The sequence below is a fragment of the Dyadobacter psychrotolerans genome (genome assembly GCF_004349265.1).
GTDB classification, from domain to species: domain Bacteria; phylum Bacteroidota; class Bacteroidia; order Cytophagales; family Spirosomataceae; genus Dyadobacter; species Dyadobacter psychrotolerans.
The window spans coordinates 304,540-318,852 of the sequence record NZ_SMFL01000007.1; the positions used below are offsets into that span (position 1 = coordinate 304,540).

Below are 14,313 nucleotides of genomic sequence, written 5' to 3' on the forward strand. Positions count from 1 at the left end.
CAAAACAAACACACACTATAAAAATGAATTTTTTATCACCGGGTCGTTTTATCGATCCATTCACAGACTTTGGATTTAAGCGATTATTCGGAACGGAGCCGCATAAAGATTTATTAATTGATTTTCTGAACCAGTTATTAGGCAAAAAAGCAAATAAAAGATCTGGTTTATAATAAAACAGAGCAATCGGGAGAGTCACCTGACAGTAGAAAGGCGGTATTCGATCTGTTATGTACAGGCTCTAATGGTGAGCAGTTCATTATTGAAATGCAGCGAGTCCGCCAGGAGCATTTCAAGGATCGATGTCTTTATTACACTTCCTCTTTAATCAGAGAACAGGCGCCGCAAGGCGGAGCAAGATGGGATTACCAGCTTCAACCGGTGTATATGATTGGGTTGATGGATTTTATTTTTGATGATACACATGTTAGTCAATATTTGCATAAAGTCCATTTGATGAAAACGGATACATTGGAAATATTTTATGATAAACTTGGTTTTATTTTTATTGAGATTCCAAAGTTTAACAAGCAGGAAGGAGACTTATTATCGGAACTGGATAATTGGTTATTTTTGTTAAAGAATATGAGTAGATTGGATAAAATTCCTTCAATATTGAAAAAACCGATTTTTAGTAAATTGTTTAACATTGCAGAAGTAAGCAATTTAACCAGACAGGAAAAGATGGCCTACGAATCAAGCTTAAAAGAAAAGTGGGATTATAATAACTCACTTGATTACATTTTAAAAGAGGGTTTAGAAAGAGGAATACGCGAAGGTAGACTGGAAGGCAAAATCGAAGGCAAAATCGAAGGTAAGATCGAAGGTAAGCTAGAAGGTAGGTTAGAAGTTGCAGCATCCATGAAGAAACGTGGTATGGAAATAAGTTTAATCCGTGATTTGACCGGATTGTCTGAAGGTGAAATTGAAAAATTATAAATAAAATTATATCCGGATTGTACCGGTTAAGTAATTGAAGCCGTCACTTGAAGTTTGTGATGGCTTTTTTTACAAACTTTTTTTTATTGTATAAAAAAAAGTTTTTATTTTTTCTTATCAAGACTAAGGGGTAATTAGTGCAAAAAAGTCTTTTCATTATTATAAACGAAAAGACGTAATGCAAGATCCTTTGTTAAGCGAAGACCTTCAGTCCGGAAATCTGTTTCATATCTCAACAGATGATTCTGAGCGGCCACAGTCCAGGGAAATGAGCGCGGCTCTGTTTCTGAAAACAACATTCGAAGAAAATCCCGGCAAAGGGTTGGAACTACTTTTTCGAAGATTTTACAACCCGCTTTGCAGCCATGCTGTCAGGTTCGTTTATTCAAAACAAATCGCCGAAGATCTTGTCAGTGAGGTTTTTTTTCAATTTTATCGTACCAGAGCGTACGAAAACATTACGTCTTCCTATACAAGTTATCTGTTCCGGTCGGTGCGCAATGAGTGTTACACTTACATGCGCAGGGAATTTGGTAAAACCGATTCACTTGATACTTCAGCAGAAACAACAATTTCAACATACCATCAGCAGCCTGATGCCGAAATTCATTACAACAATCTTTTTTTGAAAGTGAATGAGGTGATCGGAAAACTTCCGACCCAATGCCAGCGCGTATTCCTCATGAGCCGGTTTGAAAACAAGAAATACAACGAAATTGCGGATGAACTACATATTTCTCCCAAAACTGTAGAAGTGCATATCTCCAAAGCACTTAAGTACCTGCGTTCTGCCTTGCGTGGTGAATGGATGATTTCCTGGTTGCTTACACTGTTAACTTCTTGTTTTGTAGCCGCCTGAGTTGCCTTCCTGGTTCAAATTGACTATCGAAAGACATTGAAATGAAAACATCTATAACTAAATATACGCTTTTCGAATACTTGTCGGGCCGGTGTAACCCTCTGGAAAGGCAACTGGTAGAGGAATGGACAGGCAAGGATGAAAATACCGAGATCTTTTACCAATGGCTGCTTGAATACGAAACACGCTGTCCGCAGTTTGTTGCTGATCAGGAAAGTGGTGTCGTTGGTCTGATGAAACGGATTGATGAAATTGACAGAACCGTCATAAGTAGTAAGGTCACTGAGGGATCGGATATTTATACTTTGGATAAAAGGGGGAATTTTAGGAAATATCTGCTGATAGCTGCGACAGTACTACTGGTTTTGGGTTGCGGCTGGTGGTTCCGGGATTTAGTGAGATACAAAACTTATCAGACGGGTTATGGACAGACCACAAATCTGTATCTGGAAGATGGAAGTAAAGTTGCTTTAAATGCAAATTCCTCTCTCAAAATTCCGCGGTTTGGGTTCGCTGATAATGTGAGAGAGGTTTTACTGGAAGGTGAAGGAGAGTTTACTATAAGCCACACAATTGATAATAAACGGTTCGTGGTAAAAACGTCGGAGGCATTCCAGGTTGAAGTTTTGGGAACCGTATTTTCGGTTTTTTCAAGAGCGAGAGGGACAAAAGTTGCTCTCAAATGTGGCAGTGTACGAATTGATTATGCGCAAAAAGAACAGCGGCGGGAGCTGATGATGGAGCCGGGAGATCTTGCTGTACTAGACAAAACAGGAGCAGTTCAACTGGAAAAGCATCAGGATACAAAAACATTCGCTGCGTGGACAGAGCAGCGTTATATTTTTAACAGCACGCCGGTAAAAGAAATATCGGCAATGATCGAGGATAATTTTGGCCTGCGCGTGAAAACAGGCAGTAAGGAAATAGCTGAGCGGACGATTACCGGGAACTTCAAAACAAAAAATGCCGGGGAGCTTTTAAAGACAATTTCAGAAGTACTGGATTTGACAATTCAGGCTTCGGGAGATTCCATTCTTTTAACCAATAATTAAATCAATCCTAACAACTTTAACTATGCACCTAAATTTATCCGCCAGGCAATGGGTGGGAATTGGGCTCGTTTGTATAACACAATCGTATCCCGTCGCCCACTCCCAGACTCTCGCATTTGCTGCCATGCCGGCAAAGCAGAGTGTTTCTGTAAGACAGGAAATGAAACTAAAAAATGTGCTTCTGGACCTTCAGCGGCATTACAGTGTTGAAATCGTATTTGAAGATCGGCTGGTAGGCTCAATAAATGTAATTCCAGGTGCACTAAACCTGAATGATCCGATTGAAAAAAATCTTGATTTGTTGTTAAAACAGAATGGGCTAAGGTTTAAAAAAACCAGGAAAAACACTTACGTGATTACCGGGGACAAAAGTAAAAGCCAGGAAGCTGTCAAAGATGAAAAAAAAGAATCGGCGTTTTTGCCTGAGCCTGGTGACAACCAGCAAGTAGTAACAGACCCAACCGCAGCGATTGACGTAGATAAAACAATAAGGGGAAAAGTTACTGATGAAGGGGGATCTGGTCTGCCGGGTGTAAGTGTTGTTGTGAAAGGAACACAGCGGGGTACTTCTACGGTTGCTGACGGCACCTATCAGTTGGACGTTCCGGATGAAGGACAACCGATTCTCGTTTTTAGTTTTGTAGGTTATAAATCGCAGGAAGTAAATCCCGGTAACCGAACAGATGTCCATGTAAGCATGACACCGGATGAGAGTTCACTTGAAGAAATTGTTGTGGTTGGATATGGTGCGGTGAAAAAATCAGATTTAACGGGAGCAGTTGGTACAGTTAAAGCCGAAGTTTTGCAGGAACGCCCTGCATCTTCACTAAATCAGGGGCTTTCCGGGCGTATCACCGGCGTTAACGTTTCATCTAATTCCGGCCGGCCTGGAGGAAGAGCCAATATCCGTATTCGGGGGGCAAGTTCGGTAAGTGTTTCCAACAACCCACTTTATGTTATAGACGGAGTTATCCTCAATTCAGTCGATCTGCAGAACGGAAGTACACCCATTGATTATATCAATCCCAATGACATCGCTTCGATAGAGGTCTTAAAAGATGCTTCTTCAACTGCAATTTACGGAGCACGCGGTGCCAATGGTGTAATCATGGTTACAACCAAACGAGGAACAGCGAACGGCGGCCGGGTAACCTATGACAGCGATTTCAGCATCGGTATTGCCCCTAAGAAACTGGATTTATTAAATGCAAAAGAATTTCTGGCGGTTGAAGATCTTGCCTATCAGAATGCAGCGAAGTATGATCCGGCCGGGTGGGCATTGGGAACCAAATATGTTGATCCAAAAACCAAAAGAACCAATCCGAAATTATTTGATGCCCAAGGAAATCCTTTATACGACACGGACTGGCAGAAAGAAACTTTTCAGAAAGCCTTTACCCAAAATCATCAGCTGGGGTTTACCAATGGTAGTGAAAAGGGAACTTACGGCGCTTTCATCAACTACCGTAACGAAAACGGAATCGTAAAAGAATCCTGGCAGAAGCGGTTTTCGGGGCGTTTTGTTTTTGATACACAAATAAAAAGCTGGCTGAAAGTAGGTGGTAGCCTGGGTTATACCGATCAGAATGAAAAACAGGTTGATCAGCTTGGAGGTGGCGGTATAACAACAATGCGTCAGGTATTGGAAGCGCTTCCAATTATTCCTGCAAAATATCCGGATGGCACCTGGGCCAGCAACCGGGATTACCCCGGCATGGAAGGCGGTGATAATCCGTTGCGGGTTGGTAAGGAAAGGTTATATTTTCTCAGAACCCAAACCATGCTGGGAAATATGTACAGCCAGATCAGGCTGGCTGACGGGCTTGAGTTTAAAACCACGATAGGAACCAATGTGATCAACCAGAGGCTGGATTATTACGGAGGAAAGGCCTTGCAATATATTTCTGCCAGTCAGAACGGAGCTGCTTCGGTAACAAACAACAGATTCAATTCATGGCAGTTTGAAAACTACCTGACCTACAATAAGGAATTTGCTAAAATACATTCCCTCAATGCACTTTTAGGTCTTTCCTGGCAACACATTGACCGTTTTGAAAACGTCGCCAGTACACAGAATTTTGGAGATGATTATTTTCAGTTCTATAACCTTGGAGCAGGTGCAAGCCCCCAGGCACCAGCTTCATCCGGTACTGCTTATGGTCTGAATTCATACTTTGCCCGGGTAAATTATGGTTTGCTCAACAAATATCTGGTGACCTTCACCGGACGTGTGGATGGGTCTTCAAAATTCGGAGCAGCCAATCAGTATGCATTTTTCCCTTCTGCCGCGCTGGCCTGGCGGGTTACTGAAGAAAGTTTTATGCAAGGTATTCCTGCGATTTCGAATTTAAAGCTAAGGACAAGTTATGGCGTTACCGGTAACTCGGAGATTGCGGCTTACCGCGCTTTGGCTGGTATGGCAAGTTATGATGTCATTTTCGGGGGCTCCCGTAACATCGGAATCGGAGTGAGTCGTATGGCCAATGCAAACCTGCAATGGGAAAAAACACATCAGTTTGATTTTGGTTTAGAACTTGGTCTGTTTTCAAACAGAGTAAATTTTGAACTGGACCTGTACAGAAGAAAAGCAGTTGACATGTTGCTGGATGCTCCTTTGCCTTTGAGCAGCGGCTATCCAAGCATTACAACCAACATCGGAAGTATGGAAAATAAAGGAATTGAATTTGCTGTAAACTCAACCAACATCAAAACCGCCAATTTTACATGGAGTACAACTTTTAACATTTCAGTTAATAAAAATAAAGTACTGGCTTTGTCCGGGGGTAGTGATATTTACTCCGGTGCTACGGTAATCCGTGTAGGTGAGCCGGTTGGTTCTATGTTTGGCAGGGTTCACCTTGGCATCTGGGGGACAAGTGAAGTCGAAGAAGCAAAAAGATACAACAGTAGACCCGGCGATGTTAAGTATCTTGATTTAAATAACGACGGTGTAATTAACGATAACGACAGAACGATCATTGGGAAAGGTATTCCCGATGGCTTTGGTACCTTTCTAAATACTTTCCAGTACAAAGCCTTTTCGCTGACCGTTGACTTGCAATACATGTATGGCAATGATGTTTTGGATAGAAGTATTCACTCGGCTGAGGACAGACAAGGTATTGCAAACAGTTACAAAACGGTGCTCAATGCCTGGACCGAAACCAACCAGAATACACCAATTGCCCAGGTTAGGCCGATCGCGGCAGGGTATACTACCAATAACGACACGCATAAAGTTTCGGATGCTTCTTTTATCCGCGGACGCAATCTATTGCTGGCTTACACATTTCCTGTAAAAGTCAGCAACAAACTGAAACTTGACCGTCTCCGGGTTTACGGGTCCGTACAGAACTTCTTTGTCGCCACCAAATATTTTGGATTCGACCCCGAAGTTTCCAACTCAGGTTCGCCGTTTGATCAGGGTTTTGGACTATATGATTACCCAAAACCGCGGGTATTTATGCTCGGGTTGAATATCGGTTTGTAATTAAATGTTGACTTTTAATAAAGCTACAATGAAAACAATATCAAATAAAACAGGTTTGCTTGCAATGATGTTTGCTGCATTGTTTGTTACAGGCTGCTCAGATTTTTTGGATGAATCAGATCCCAGCAATTTTACGGTTGAAAATTATTTTACAAAACCCGAGCATGCCAGAAGTTCGGTGAATGCTATTTATGCTGCGTTAAGAGATCCTATGACAAGCGGCTTCGGCGGTGGAACCTGGATGATGACGGAGTTTGCCACGGGTCTTGCCGCAACAGATTTAGGTCAGGCTGTAAACAGTTATTTTGTGAAGGATTTAAAAAACACTTCGGATAATGGTTACGGACAAGCCTATTGGCAGGCTTACTACAAGGGAATTGCCAACGCCAATATTTCAATTGCCAAAATTCCAACCATTACCATGGATGCTGCGGAAGCAAAGAGGCTGATGGGTGAAGCATATTTTCTAAGGGCATTTTATTATTTCAATCTTGTAAGGATGTTTGGAAGCATTCCGCTGATAACCGATGTGGTGAACCTGCAATCAGAACAATTAAGACCTGCACAGGCTACTCCTGATGAGATTTATAAACTCATTGTTGCTGATTTGCAAACCGCGGAAGCTTCCGGCCTTGCCTGGACTGACGCAACCGGTAAGGTAAGTTTAGGTGCAGTGAAATCTTTGATGGCCCGAGTTTACCTTACCATGGCTGGATACCCTTTACTAAAAGGCGCTGAATACTATACCCTCGCAGCCAAAAAAGCGGAAGAAGTTATTGATTCAAAGCAGTTTAAGCTGTTTTCTTCTTACAATGATTTTCATGATCCAAATAAGAAAAACATTGAGGAGAATATATTTATGATTCAGTATAAAACGCAGATCATTCCTTCTCAGTGGCAGGTAGCCATCATTCCATATAACAAGAACATTTCTCAATATTCTGATGAAACCGGCGGAATTTATGCCACCGCCGATTTCGCGAGATCTTTTGAAACGGCAGATTTACGCGGAAAGGAAAAACAGTTTTTTTATACAAAATACACTTTGGAATCCGACCGGACTAAGGAAATTGATTTGGGAGGTTATTTTATATGGAAACACTTTGATGTTACCGCCCAAACCAGTACGTCTAACAGTGACCTCAACTGGCCGGTGATTCGTTATGCCGATGTTTTGCTCATGTATGCCGAAGCATCAAATGAAGTAAACGGACCGGGTGCCAAGGCGTATGATGCAGTGAATGCTGTCAGAACCAGAGCACAATTGGCGAATCTTGCCGGGTTGTCTAAGGATGCATTGCGTGAAGCAATCTGGCGTGAACGCTGGTATGAATTATGTTTTGAGAATATCACCTGGTTTGATATGGCCCGGCTTCGTAAAGCCTTTAATGTCAGCACCAAAAAGTTTGATGATTACATCGGTCATAAATTTTCCTACGGGCCGGTTCTGGCTGAAAAGGAATTATTGTTTCCGATTCCAACCGTCGAAATCAGGAACAATACAAAACTAAATCAGAACAAAGGTTATTAGTGAAACCAAACTGGAAGGCCGCCTGAACATCCTTCTGGCGGCCTTCTTCTTTAGTATATGATTGTCCGCAATTAGTATACAGTTTTCCACAAATTACAGTAATTAGGCTTCTGAATGCCAGTGGTACCATATTTTCGCGGTTTTGTTTAAATCAAACATAAAAACGGTTATGAAAAGGATAGCAACTATATTTTTGTCAAATGCAATTTTGGCCGCCGGGCTAATGTTAACAGCTTGTAATTCGTCAACAGATAAGGATCGAAAGGAACTAGCCAATGCGGAAGAAGAGGCTTTGGAAAAAGCAGCTGAGGCTAATGAAATGGTACCGCAGGAGACGGATTCCAGCGACATGGCCGATGTAAAAAAGGATCTTGAAAAAGCAAGTCAGAAACTGTCAGAAAAACAGGATAAATATCTTGCTTCGCTACGCGAAAAAGAAGGAAAGCTGAATGACAGGCTGAAAACGATCGGTGAAAAATTAAGCTCTGCGGACGGAAATGCAAAAAAACGTTTGACAGAAAAACAGGATAAACTCATTAAAGAAAGAGACCAGCTTCAGGCTAACATTTTAGAAATCCAGAGTCCGATGACAGATCAGCAACTTGAAACGGTGCAGAAAGAAATCAATGTGCTTATTGCTGTTATTGACAAAGAATTGAGTGTGGATTAATTATTAAAACCATGAAAAATAGAGATGCCGTCCCAGTAGTTGGAGACGGCATCTTTGTATCTAATCTAATCCGGATTTGTAACCTGGATTAGATGAACCTGTTAATCAGATTTTCAAGATATTCCTGTCTTCCGGAAGTGGTAGCAGGTTCGCCTTTGCCAGCAGCCAGATCAAACAGATCTTCCAGCTTCAAGCCGCCTTTTTCAAATTCAGAACCTTTTCCTGAATCAAAACTTGCGTAGCGATCTTTACGAATTTTATCGTATTCTCCGTTTTGAATGATTTTATCAGCGGTAACAAGTGCACGGGCTACAACATCCATCCCGCCGATATGTGCGTGGAAAACGTCAGCTACATCTGTTGAATTACGACGGCGTTTCGCATCAAAGTTGATACCGCCACCTTTCAGGCCATCTGCTTTCAAAATTACTAAAAGCGCTTTGGTCCATTCCGCGATGTCATTCGGGAACTGATCTGTATCCCATCCGTTTTGATAATCACCACGGTTGGCATCAATCGATCCCAAAATACCTGCGTCTGCAGCAACCTGTAATTCGTGCTCAAATGTATGGCCAGCTAAGGTTGCGTGGTTCACTTCAAGGTTCAATGCGAAATCTTCAAGTAAATCGTGCTGACGAAGGAAACCAATTACAGTGGCAGCATCGTAGTCATACTGATGTTTTGTAGGTTCACAAGGTTTTGGCTCAATAAAGAATTTACCTTTGAAACCATTTGCACGGGCATAAGCAACAGACATTTTTAACATCTGAGCAAAATGTTCCTGCTCGCGTTTCATGTCGGTGTTAAGCAGAGTCATGTAGCCTTCGCGGCCTCCCCAGAACACATAATTTTCTCCGCCTAATGCGATTGTTGCATCCAGTGCCATTTTGATCTGAGCACCTGCGTGAGATACAACGTCAAAATCCGGGTTGGTAGAAGCTCCATTCATGTAACGGTGGTGGCTGAACAAATTGGCAGTTCCCCAAAGTAATTTTACACCCGAATCTTTCTGCTTTTGAGCAAGATATTCTGTAAGTGTTACGATACGTTTTTCATTGGTACGAACATCATCATCATAATCCACAACGTCCACATCGTGAAAGCAGTAGTATGGTGCACCCAGTTTTGTGATCAATTCAAAAGCTGCATCCGCTTTATCCTTTGCGCGCCCAACAGCATCCCCCTTTTTATCCCATGGGTAAAACAAAGTCTGTCCTCCGAAAGGATCTCCGCCATTTCCACAGAATGTATGCCAGTAAGCGATAGCGAAACGAAGATGATCTTTCATCGTTTTTCCACCAACGATACGATTTTCATCATACCAGCGGTAAGCTAAAGGATTGTCCGATTCAGGACCCTCATAAGCAATTTTACCAATACCCTTAAAATACTCCTGATCTCCGAGTAGTACGCTCATTTGTTGTTATTGTTAATCGTTTTGTAATATTAAAAAATCCAACTGCTGCAATGGTCATGCTGAATAGCTTTCCATTAAAACCGGTAATTGACTACTTCTAACTCCTTAACTACATTTGACTTCTCTCCATACGGAGCAATATAATTAATAAGTGTACTATTGACATTTCATACTGCAATAATATGACTTTTTTTTAAAAAAATTGCAGTGTAAAAGAAAAAGAGGAGCAGAAATAAATTCTGCTCCTCTTTTTAGGAATTTTATTTTAAATGTTTTATCAGAAGAACTTAGCGCGACGGTCTTTTATTTTGGCATTTTCACGAATTGCTTCGTTTACCAGATAAGACATACGGCTTTCCAGAGATTGTGTCAGCTGCGTTTTGTACTGCGTGAAGTCAGCAATTTTTGGCGCATCTGTTTTGCTGATCTGTTCCATGATGAACACACCGTTTTCTCCTGTAAATACTTTGGATTTCTGTCCTGCTTTAAGACCGAAAGCAACACCCAAAGCGATAGGATCAAAACCTGCGCTGGTTAGAAATCCTGTTGCAAGTGAAATATCCGAAGCTGATTCTACGAGTGCACCTGCACCGTATTTTTTAGCAATAGCTTCTAAATCTCCTGTTGCGCCTTTCAGCTTGGCAGTGATTTGTTCTGATTTTTTCTGGTTACGTACTTTGGTAGTAAGCTCGTCACGGAAATCTTCCACTTTCACATCATCCTGCTCTGACTTACCTGTCAAAACTGCAACGATATATTGTTCGTCTGTTTCAAAAACCTGTGAAACAGAATTTATTTTAGAATCATCTTTAAATGCCCAGCGAACAATGTCACGACCATTTTGAATTGCGTTTACATTCGTTGCCGACTCAGGAATACGGTTGGCAGTTGCAACAACCAATGCTTTGTTTTTCTTTACAGCCTCGTCAAATTGTTCTTTTGACTTAACAGAGTTAGCAAATTCATCTGCTTTACGGTAGGCTTCGTCACGTGTTGACTGGCTTGGTGCAATCGTTTTACCAATTGCTGCAATACGGTAAAGTATATTTGATTTTGGAGCAGTTACTTTAATGATATGGAATCCGAATTGACTTTCAACCAATTTGTTGATGAGTCCCGGAGCACTTGCAGAAAAAACAGCCTCTTCAAAAGGTTTTACCATCGCACCGTTATTCTGGAAATATCCAATATCTCCGCCGCGTTGTGCTGATCCCGGATCTGCGCTTGATGTAGCAGCAAGGGCTTCAAAATTGGCGCCGGCACGAATCTGAGCCAGAATACCTTCCGCTTTCACACGTGCAGCAGCTTTTGAAGAATCAGACTGGTTTTCGGCGCGAATCAAAATGTGGCTTGCTCTTGCAGATGAAACTGTATCTGCTTTTGTTCCGCCATATTTGTAGATAAAATAAGTATTGCCTTCGCGATACGGACCATAAACGCCGCCCGGTACAAATGTCTTAACTGCCTCTTTAAGCTGGTCCGACATAGTTGCCAGTGACATATTCACAGGCAAAGCGATATCCGAATTCATAGCCGCGAATGAAGAATCATTTTGTGCAGTGGCAAGTCCGCGGGCAAGTTCTTTAATTTCTGTATAAAGCGCAGCGCTGTCATCTTTGGCAGGCTGAACGGGAAAAGTAACATATTCAATCGAACGTGTATCAGTTCCTTTATATTCAGAACGGTGAACGCTCAAATAACTTTCCAGTTCCGAATCAGTAACTTTAATAGTGGTATCTACAATGGAAAAGTAAGGCACATAAAGGTAACGAAGCGTTGCCTTTGTATTTTGCGCCATATATTCTTTTTCAGCCTGTGCTTTCGGCGTGTAAGCCGAAAATTTCAAAAGGTTTTCGTATTTGCTGCGAATACGTTCCTCACGGAGGCTCTTCTCAAAATTCTCCCATGATTTTTGTTGTTCAACAGGAAGCGTTTTAAGATTTTTTAAATAATTAATGACAGCAGTTTTATCAAAACGACCCGTGTTAGGATCTGAAAAAGCCTGCATAATAGAAGGGCTGATGTGATTTCCCTGGACCATGTCAACCAATTCGTCATCAGTAACCGTAAGGCCCAGTTTTTCAAACTGTTTTTTGTAGGCGATATCAACTATAAACTGGTTCCAAGCCTGATCGCGTAAACCTACGAGTTCATTTTCATTCAGACTGCGGCCTGATTGTGCTTCATAATTTTGACGAAAGCCATCAACCCGACTCTGGAAGTCTTTGATATTGATCTCTTTACCCGCTATTTCACCAACAACCTGATTGTTGCTGCCTCCCAGCATGGAATTAGGTCCTAAAAGGTCACCTCCTACCATGAAGAGGATTAAACTGATAGCAATTACCGTAACCGCGATTCCGGACTTCTCTCTGATTTTGTTAATTAAAGCCATTTTCTCTTTTCGAATTAGTGCGCAAAATAAAATCTTTTCTGCGTGGAATGCAAGGGCTTAGAAATCTATTCTGATTTCATATTCAGAATTTTAGATTTTCTAAACGCTGAGTTACGTATTTTTTGAGTTTTAAAAAGGCAAAAACGCAATTTTTATTGCAGGTATTTAAAATTGATGGCGTAAAAAATGGCCATGAAAACGCTGAGAAAAATACTTGAGGCCGCTGTTATAAAACCCAGCCATCCACCGATTAAAACAATGGGTGCAAGGAAGGCCACCGCAATGCCAGCCAGGTATAAATAAAATCCTCTTTTCTCAAGGTTGTACATTAAATAAGCAGCAAACAGAGAAATCGATTCAAAAACCAGCATAATGATGGCGCTTGTGGTAATTGTTTCCACTGTTGTATTTTCAATTACGGAGGCAAACATTTCCTGCACGACTTTGGTATCGGCTCCGTTTGCCTGTGCTTCAACATTTTCTCTGACTATCTCAAAGGTTTCTCTGGTTTTATCGGCCGTGATGCCCGGATTCCATAATCTTTCAGATTGGCTCCAAAGGCCGGATACCGCGCTCATGAAAGTTAGGAAACAAAGTACCGTTAAAAAGGTAGGACGACTGATCGGTTCACTCATTATTTAGCTGGAGAAATGTGGGTCTTAAAATAAGGGCGCAAAATTTGTAGTTTTACAGCGAAACACCAAGAGCATTTGAATATTCTTCTGAAGGAATATACATTTGTTGCTTTGATACAACAAAAAGTGACAATATAAACAAATCAAAAGTTAAATTATATGAGCCTGCAAATTCTTACCGACCGTATCGTGAATATATTGGGAACCGATAGCGGACTGGATGCTACTGTAAAATTTAAAACAGAAGAAGGAAATGTTTTTATCAATAGTAAAGTAGTACCTAACACGGTGTCCAATGAAGATCTTGAGGCCGACTGCACATTTGAAGTTTCTACTAAAAACGCACTTAAACTAATCGACGGTGATTTGAATGCTATGATGGCTTACATGACCGGAAAGCTAAAGATTGACGGTGATATGGGAACCGCAATGAAAATTGCCCAGACTTTCGGAGGGAAGTAATGTTACTCCGGCCCAGGCCAGACTTTCCAAGTCTGGAAGACTTGGAAAGTCTCTGAATACGGATTACAATTCGAGTTCTCTCAGATACATCTGAATCGTATTTTCCAGGCCAAGATACAACGCGTCTGCGATCAAGGCATGGCCGATGGACACTTCATCCATCCATGGAATGCTTTGTTTTAGAAAACGAAGGTTATCCAGGCTCAGATCATGGCCGGCATTGACGCCCAGTCCAATTTCCCTTGCTTTTTCAGCTGCTTTTATAAATGGTAAAACTGCCTTTTGCCGGTTTTCAAAATATCCGGCGGCGTAAGGTTCGGTATAAAGTTCAATCCGGTCGGCACCACAGATTTTGGCACCTTCCACCATGTCTTCGTCTGCATCCACGAAAACAGACACACGGATGGATGCACTTTTAAATTCCTGTATCAAATCGGTCAGTTCACTGCGATTTTTTATAGTATCCCAGCCCGCATTGGAGGTAATCGCGAGCAGTGCATCAGGCACCAGCGTAACCTGATCGGGCCGGTTGGCCAGTACAAGATCGATAAATTTACGCTCTGAGGGATTTCCTTCAATATTGAATTCGGTTGTAACAACTTCTTTCAAATCGTAAACATCCTGGTAGCGAATATGCCTTTCATCAGGTCTCGGGTGTACGGTTATTCCCTGAGCGCCAAAACGTTCGCAGTCCAGGCCTACTTTAATCACATTGGGATTATCTCCGCCGCGGGAATTTCGTAAGGTAGCAATTTTGTTGATGTTGACGCTGAGACGAGTCATGAAGGTAATGGTGAATGAATGGATGAGAGAATGACAATTTCTGTGATTCGTGTAACTTTACGGTCTTTACAGGCAAATTT

Annotated in this window: 10 protein-coding genes and 1 pseudogene; 7 read left to right on the forward strand and 4 right to left on the reverse strand. The window is 41.7% G+C overall.

What is annotated here, in order from left to right:
- Positions 1–23: 23 nt before the first annotated feature.
- From E0F88_RS20230 to E0F88_RS20255, 6 genes and pseudogenes are all read left to right on the forward strand, one after another.
- Positions 24–939: pseudogene (locus E0F88_RS20230) on the forward strand (Rpn family recombination-promoting nuclease/putative transposase).
- Positions 940–1,117: 178 nt separating this feature from the next.
- The gene (locus E0F88_RS20235) at positions 1,118–1,798 is read left to right on the forward strand and encodes an RNA polymerase sigma-70 factor (protein ID WP_131960087.1); all 681 of its coding nucleotides are present in this window, start codon (positions 1,118–1,120) and stop codon (positions 1,796–1,798) included.
- 41 nt (positions 1,799–1,839) lie between these two features.
- Positions 1,840–2,850, forward strand: a complete 1,011-nt coding sequence (locus E0F88_RS20240; RefSeq protein ID WP_131960088.1) for a FecR family protein — start codon at positions 1,840–1,842, stop codon at positions 2,848–2,850.
- Positions 2,851–2,872: 22 nt separating this feature from the next.
- The gene (locus E0F88_RS20245; RefSeq protein ID WP_131960089.1) at positions 2,873–6,340 is read left to right on the forward strand and encodes a SusC/RagA family TonB-linked outer membrane protein; all 3,468 of its coding nucleotides are present in this window, start codon (positions 2,873–2,875) and stop codon (positions 6,338–6,340) included.
- Between the two features lie 28 nt (positions 6,341–6,368).
- Positions 6,369–7,871 carry a RagB/SusD family nutrient uptake outer membrane protein gene (locus E0F88_RS20250; protein ID WP_131960090.1) on the forward strand — a complete coding sequence of 501 codons (1,503 nt, stop codon included), beginning with the start codon at positions 6,369–6,371 and terminating at the stop codon, positions 7,869–7,871.
- 169 nt (positions 7,872–8,040) lie between these two features.
- Positions 8,041–8,541, forward strand: a complete 501-nt coding sequence (locus tag E0F88_RS20255) for a DUF1216 domain-containing protein (protein WP_131960091.1) — start codon at positions 8,041–8,043, stop codon at positions 8,539–8,541.
- Between the two features lie 88 nt (positions 8,542–8,629).
- Here the strand turns inward: E0F88_RS20255 and xylA are convergent, their stop codons facing one another.
- From xylA to E0F88_RS20270, 3 genes are all read right to left on the reverse strand, one after another.
- Entirely contained in the window at positions 8,630–9,958 is a 1,329-nt protein-coding gene (xylA, locus tag E0F88_RS20260) for a xylose isomerase (protein WP_131960092.1), read from the reverse strand.
- A 277-nt stretch (positions 9,959–10,235) separates the two neighbouring features.
- Positions 10,236–12,353: a peptidylprolyl isomerase gene (locus tag E0F88_RS20265; RefSeq protein WP_131960093.1), complete on the reverse strand. Its 2,118-nt coding sequence runs from the start codon at positions 12,351–12,353 to the stop codon at positions 10,236–10,238.
- Positions 12,354–12,505: 152 nt separating this feature from the next.
- Positions 12,506–12,988 (reverse strand): hypothetical protein, encoded by a 483-nt coding sequence (locus E0F88_RS20270; protein ID WP_229213845.1) that lies wholly within the window; start codon positions 12,986–12,988, stop codon positions 12,506–12,508.
- 159 nt (positions 12,989–13,147) lie between these two features.
- Between E0F88_RS20270 and E0F88_RS20275 the strand changes: the two genes are divergently transcribed.
- Positions 13,148–13,450 (forward strand): SCP2 sterol-binding domain-containing protein, encoded by a 303-nt coding sequence (locus tag E0F88_RS20275; protein WP_131960095.1) that lies wholly within the window; start codon positions 13,148–13,150, stop codon positions 13,448–13,450.
- A 63-nt stretch (positions 13,451–13,513) separates the two neighbouring features.
- On the opposite strand, the gene E0F88_RS20280 is transcribed toward E0F88_RS20275, so the two are convergent.
- A complete protein-coding gene (locus E0F88_RS20280) occupies positions 13,514–14,233 on the reverse strand; it encodes a pyridoxine 5'-phosphate synthase (RefSeq protein WP_131960096.1) in 720 nt (239 codons plus the stop codon).
- Positions 14,234–14,313: the final 80 nt, after the last annotated feature.

Excerpts from the sequence above, each read along its gene's own strand:
- E0F88_RS20280 (WP_131960096.1), bottom strand. The coding sequence starts at position 14,233 with ATGACTCGTCTCAGCGTCAACATCAACAAAATTGCTACCTTACGAAAT.
- E0F88_RS20270 (WP_229213845.1), bottom strand. The coding sequence starts at position 12,988 with ATGAGTGAACCGATCAGTCGTCCTACCTTTTTAACGGTACTTTGTTTC.
- E0F88_RS20235 (WP_131960087.1), top strand. The coding sequence starts at position 1,118 with ATGCAAGATCCTTTGTTAAGCGAAGACCTTCAGTCCGGAAATCTGTTT.
- E0F88_RS20240 (WP_131960088.1), top strand. The coding sequence starts at position 1,840 with ATGAAAACATCTATAACTAAATATACGCTTTTCGAATACTTGTCGGGC.
- E0F88_RS20255 (WP_131960091.1), top strand. The coding sequence starts at position 8,041 with ATGAAAAGGATAGCAACTATATTTTTGTCAAATGCAATTTTGGCCGCC.
- E0F88_RS20275 (WP_131960095.1), top strand. The coding sequence starts at position 13,148 with ATGAGCCTGCAAATTCTTACCGACCGTATCGTGAATATATTGGGAACC.
- E0F88_RS20265 (WP_131960093.1), bottom strand. The coding sequence starts at position 12,353 with ATGGCTTTAATTAACAAAATCAGAGAGAAGTCCGGAATCGCGGTTACG.
- E0F88_RS20250 (WP_131960090.1), top strand. The coding sequence starts at position 6,369 with ATGAAAACAATATCAAATAAAACAGGTTTGCTTGCAATGATGTTTGCT.
- xylA (WP_131960092.1), bottom strand. The coding sequence starts at position 9,958 with ATGAGCGTACTACTCGGAGATCAGGAGTATTTTAAGGGTATTGGTAAA.
- E0F88_RS20245 (WP_131960089.1), top strand. The coding sequence starts at position 2,873 with ATGCACCTAAATTTATCCGCCAGGCAATGGGTGGGAATTGGGCTCGTT.